This is a genomic window from Limnofasciculus baicalensis BBK-W-15 (assembly GCF_024178385.1).
In the GTDB taxonomy this organism is placed as follows: domain Bacteria; phylum Cyanobacteriota; class Cyanobacteriia; order Cyanobacteriales; family Coleofasciculaceae; genus Limnofasciculus; species Limnofasciculus baicalensis.
The window spans coordinates 1-4985 of the sequence record NZ_JAMZMM010000021.1 but is presented as its reverse complement, the minus strand read 5'-3'; the positions used below and the strand labels follow the sequence as shown (position 1 = coordinate 4985).

4 protein-coding genes are annotated in these 4985 nt (G+C 42.4%); all 4 read left to right on the top strand.

Translation table 11 applies throughout. From position 1 onward, the window contains the following. Positions 1 to 187 (top strand): Rpn/YhgA-type helix-turn-helix domain-containing protein (locus NJ959_RS03800; RefSeq protein WP_507237481.1); only part of this gene is annotated, 187 nt, incomplete at its 5' end. 359 nt (positions 188 to 546) lie between these two features. After that, a complete protein-coding gene (cbiD, locus tag NJ959_RS03795; protein ID WP_254010417.1) occupies positions 547 to 1794 on the top strand; it encodes a cobalt-precorrin-5B (C(1))-methyltransferase CbiD in 1248 nt (415 codons plus the stop codon). A 189-nt stretch (positions 1795 to 1983) separates the two neighbouring features. Beyond that, positions 1984 to 3612, top strand: coding sequence for a glutamine-hydrolyzing GMP synthase (gene guaA / locus NJ959_RS03790; protein ID WP_309242551.1), 1629 nt, complete (start codon positions 1984 to 1986; stop codon positions 3610 to 3612). A 191-nt stretch (positions 3613 to 3803) separates the two neighbouring features. Continuing rightward, positions 3804 to 4910, top strand: a complete 1107-nt coding sequence (locus tag NJ959_RS03785; RefSeq protein ID WP_254010416.1) for an SPFH domain-containing protein — start codon at positions 3804 to 3806, stop codon at positions 4908 to 4910. The last annotated feature ends 75 nt before the right edge of the window (positions 4911 to 4985 follow it).

Below are 4985 nucleotides of genomic sequence, written 5' to 3'. Positions count from 1 at the left end.
AGGTAAAGCTGAAGGTAAAGCTGAAGGTAAAGCTGAAGGTAAAGCTGAAGGTAAAGCTGAAGGTAAACAAGAAGAGAAGTTGGAAATTGCCCGAAAATCTCTCGATTTACTTGATAATGAAACTATTAGTCAAATTACAGGACTTACCGTTGATGAGATCCAAAATTTACGAGAGACTAGTCTCTAATTTCTCAGATCGTTAATTGCCATAGATAATAGTTGTTTGTAGTAGGCGCTTCAGCGCTAAAGCGCTTACTAATAACTAGATTTAAGGTAATCGCTAATGTGAGGAAAGAATAGACTAGAATTGTCTGTATGTTTCACCATTTGTCAAATTTATTTGACTTCTACCCATTTATTATCTTCTAATCTTTGGCAGTAAAATCTTCCTCCCATCAGAGTACAACGAATATATTTAATTCTAAGTTCACTACTAAATATCCTGCTAGCTGAATCTGTTGCCCTTGGGTTGACACTCCCCGCAAACATGTCCAATGTTCCTTCTTCAGCCTTCAGCCTTATCCTTCCCCATTCCCTCTCCAACAAATGACTAAATCAGGATATACTTTACCCGTATTCGCCACCGCCGCCGCAATTGCTGCTTTCCATTGGTTACGCAAACAGAAACCCCTAGACACAGTATCGGTAAACTTAATTCAACCTCCAGAAATAGCAGAAATTCCTATTCAACAAGTAGCGGGAATTCGAGAAGGGATGGCACTAGCAATTACTCGCAGTAATCCCGGAGATAATCTTGATATGACTCGCAATACCCCAATTTGGGCAGTTGTCGAATGGGGAAACTTTGAACAAAAGGAACAAGTACAGGTACTCGGCGGTGAAGGAGTGGGGAGACAACTGAATCGAGATGGTAAAGCAGCTATTTACAGTTACGCTCAGAAACTAATACCAGAAAATCTGACTCCCCTCCTCAAACCAACAGAAAAAATTCAGGTTACGATTATTCTGCCAGAAGGACGTAAACTAGCAGAACGTACTTCTAATGCTGCTTTTGGTGTAGTGGAAGGACTTTCTCTGCTAGGTACTACAGGCATTTCCCAACCTCTGAGTAATCCCGCACAACTAGAAGTATATCGTGAGGAACTAGCACAGAAAGCCAGTAAATTGTTAGTAGTCGATGTGGTAACTGATGGGGCAACGGATGTGGTAACGGATGTAACGGATGTAACGGATGGGGGAATAGTCAGTATCCCATCCGCTGCTAACCAAGCACCATCAACAACAACCAGTATCCCATCGGCTGCCTCATCTCTAGTATTCTGTGTCGGGGAAAATGGCTTAGACTTAGCCCGACAAATGGGTATTCCTCCTGAGAGGTTGGTGAAAACTGCTAATTGGTTGGGACCATTATTAGTAGAGGCAGGATTACAGAAAGTGCCAGCTATTTTATTATTTGGCTACCATGGCAAATTAATCAAAGTAGCAGGGGGAATTTTTCATACTCACCACCACTTAGCAGATGGACGACTAGAGATTTTAACAGCTCACTGCGCTAAAGTGGGATTACCAACACCTGTTTTACAGGCAGTGTTTGCTAGCCCGACTACTGACGCGGCGCTCAAGTATCTGCGAGAATTGGATGCTACGGATGGGAGTAATTGGGTGGAGCGAGTTTATGGCGCGATCGCTGTTACTATCGATCTACGCTGCCAAGACTACATCCGCAAGCATTCCGAGCAAGAGGTGCTAGTGGGTTCCCTGTTATTTGACAGAAATCGCCAAATTATCGTTACTAGCGCTACGGGTGTTACGTTACTCTCCCAATCGTCCTAGCTTTTTAGACCTTTGTCAATAATCGCAATTCTATGTGCGTTGTGCTACCAACAAGGGTATCTAGGAGGATGGGCTTAATCTCAAATCCCAAATATAAAATATAAAAGACCATGGATTCTTGCAAATCTCTAGTATAATTTGTCAACCATCTATTGGCACACCTATACGCTCGATATCAGGGACACAGCAGTGACACTCCAAACAGAAAACCCATCTCAATCTGTAGAGACTTTAGACACCACATCTCTACAAAACCACTTAAATCGCCAAATGATCGTAATTATAGACTTTGGCTCTCAATACTCAGAATTAATTGCCCGCCGCATTCGCGAGACTCAAGTTTATTCTGAAGTTATTTCTTATCGTACTACCGCAGAACAGTTACGAAACCTCAATCCTAAAGGAATTATCCTATCAGGTGGACCTAATTCAGTTTATGATAATATTGCCCCCAAATGCGATCCAGAAATTTGGCATTTAGGTATACCCATTTTAGGGGTTTGCTATGGAATGCAGTTGATGGTACAACAACTAGGTGGTAAAGTAACCAGAGCGGAAAGAGCAGAATATGGTAAAGCTGCATTATTTGTTGACGATCCTACTGATTTGTTGACCAATGTAGAAGAAGGCTCGACCATGTGGATGAGTCATGGGGACTCCTGCAATGAATTGCCAGAAGGGTTTGAAATACTGGCTCATACAGATAATACTCCCTGTGCCGCGATCGCAGATCACGAAAAGAAACTATACGGAGTCCAATTCCATCCCGAAGTAGTGCATTCCATTTGTGGTTTGGCACTAATCCGCAATTTCGTTTACCATATTTGTGTCTGCGAACCCACCTGGACAACAGCCACCTTTGTAGAAGAATCAATTAGAGAAATTCGTGGCGTAGTTGGCGATAAACGGGTACTTTTAGCACTATCTGGTGGTGTTGATTCCTCTACCCTTGCCTTCTTACTTTATCGGGCAATTGGCGAACAATTGACTTGCATGTTTATCGATCAAGGTTTCATGCGGAAAGGGGAACCGGAACGCCTATTGAAGCTATTTAAAGAACAATTCCATATTCCAGTAGAATATGTAAATGCTCGCGATCGCTTCCTTGCTCAATTAAATGGTATCGCTGACCCTGAAGAAAAGCGTCGCCGGATTGGACATGAATTTATTAGTGTATTTGAAGAAGAATCGAAACGCCTCGGTCCTTTTGATTATTTAGCCCAAGGAACCCTTTATCCTGATGTAATTGAATCGGCAGATACTAATGTTGACCCCAAAACAGGTGAACGAGTAGCAGTCAAAATTAAGAGCCACCATAATGTGGGTGGTTTACCCAAAGATTTGCGTTTTAAATTGGTTGAACCATTACGGAAACTCTTCAAAGATGAAGTAAGAAAAGTTGGTCGTTCCATTGGTTTACCAGAAGAAATTGTCCGGCGACATCCCTTCCCTGGACCAGGATTAGCAATTAGAATTATTGGTGAAGTCACTGCCGAAAGATTGAATATTTTGCGAGATGCGGATTTAGTAGTTCGTCAGGAAATTAATCGCCACGAAGTCTATCACGATTTGTGGCAAGCCTTTGCTGTATTATTACCTGTCAGAAGTGTAGGAGTAATGGGAGATAAGCGCACTTATGCTTATCCAATAGTATTGCGATTGATTACTAGTGAAGATGGGATGACGGCAGATTGGGCAAGGGTTCCTTACGATTTATTAGAGATAATTTCTAATCGGATTGTTAATGAAGTCAAGGGGGTGAATCGGGTAGTTTATGATATTACTTCTAAGCCACCTGGAACAATAGAATGGGAGTAGTTATTGATTTACCAAATATATATATTTTGGTGTAGGGGTGAAGGATATGGGCGATATCCTTACCCACCCCTATAATAATTTGGGACTTACGCAGTAATATTATTAATAGTGGCGGTGCGTTACGCTGCGCTAACACACCCTGCAGCTAGAGCCTTTGCGTAAGTCCTACATTTCCCCTAAACTAGATACTCATGGCTAGTAACTCTCCTCCTCTCATCCAAACCCTCACTCCAGAGCGCTGGCTAGGATTGAGCATGGACTTTATTGAAGCCGGGTATACAGGTCTGTTTGTCAAAAATGGTAAAGTGGTAAGGAAATCTCAGCCTGGTCGTCACTTCAGCTTTGCTCTTCCGGTGCTGGAAAAATGCCAATTGATTCTTGTCGATACCAAAATCCGTAATTTGGATATTATCTCACAGGGGGATTTTTTATCTCGCGACCAATATCTAATTAATATTTCTCTCACAGTATTCTACCAAGTTGTCGATCCAAAACGGGTAGCCATAGAACTTTCCGATCCGATTGCAGCTCTAACTAGTGCTATAAAAGATAGTCTGGGTATAGCAGTTGGTCAAATGCGGGTGGAACAGTTAATTAATCAAGGAAGAATCCATGTCCGCCAATACCTTCTTGATAATACTGAATTATCTTACAATTTAGGTTTTTCCTTAGAAGATGTCCGGATTGGTGATATCAGTTTTCCTCAGACTCGCGGCGTAATCCGTCAGGTGGAAGGAATGAGTGCCCGCGAGGAAGCCGAACATGAAGCGGCACTGAAAATGCAAATAGCAGAAGCCGCACGCCCTATAATACCGCCGCCTCCTATTCAACAAGTCAATATTATTTCCGGTGAAAAACCAAACACCAATAATCCCACCCTCGGTAATATTATAGAAGGAAATAAACTTGCCACACCAGGAGAATTACCCCCTCAAACCAAACTACCAAGACAAACACTAGCTCCTACTATAATTGCCGATAATGCTCAGACAGCCTTAGCGCGTTTAGTACATCATTCATCTGGCGCAATTTTCCCTTTATCCGCCACTCCCTGTACCATTGGTAGGGAACCTAGCAATACTATTGTCCTCGACGATGGGTTATCTTCCCGCAACCATGCCCGAATTATCCGACAACAGGATACTCAGGGCAAAATTCGATATCAAATAATAGATATTGGTAGTTCAAATGGCACATTTGTTAATGGACAGCGCCTTGTTGCTAATCAACCTTCTTTGTTAACTTCAGGGAATATTATTCGGATTGGAAATCAGGAATGGAGGTTTGAAGCGGAGTAGGGGAGTGGGGAGTGAGGAGTACAACTAACAACCAACAACCAACAACCAACAACCAACAACCAACAACCAACAACC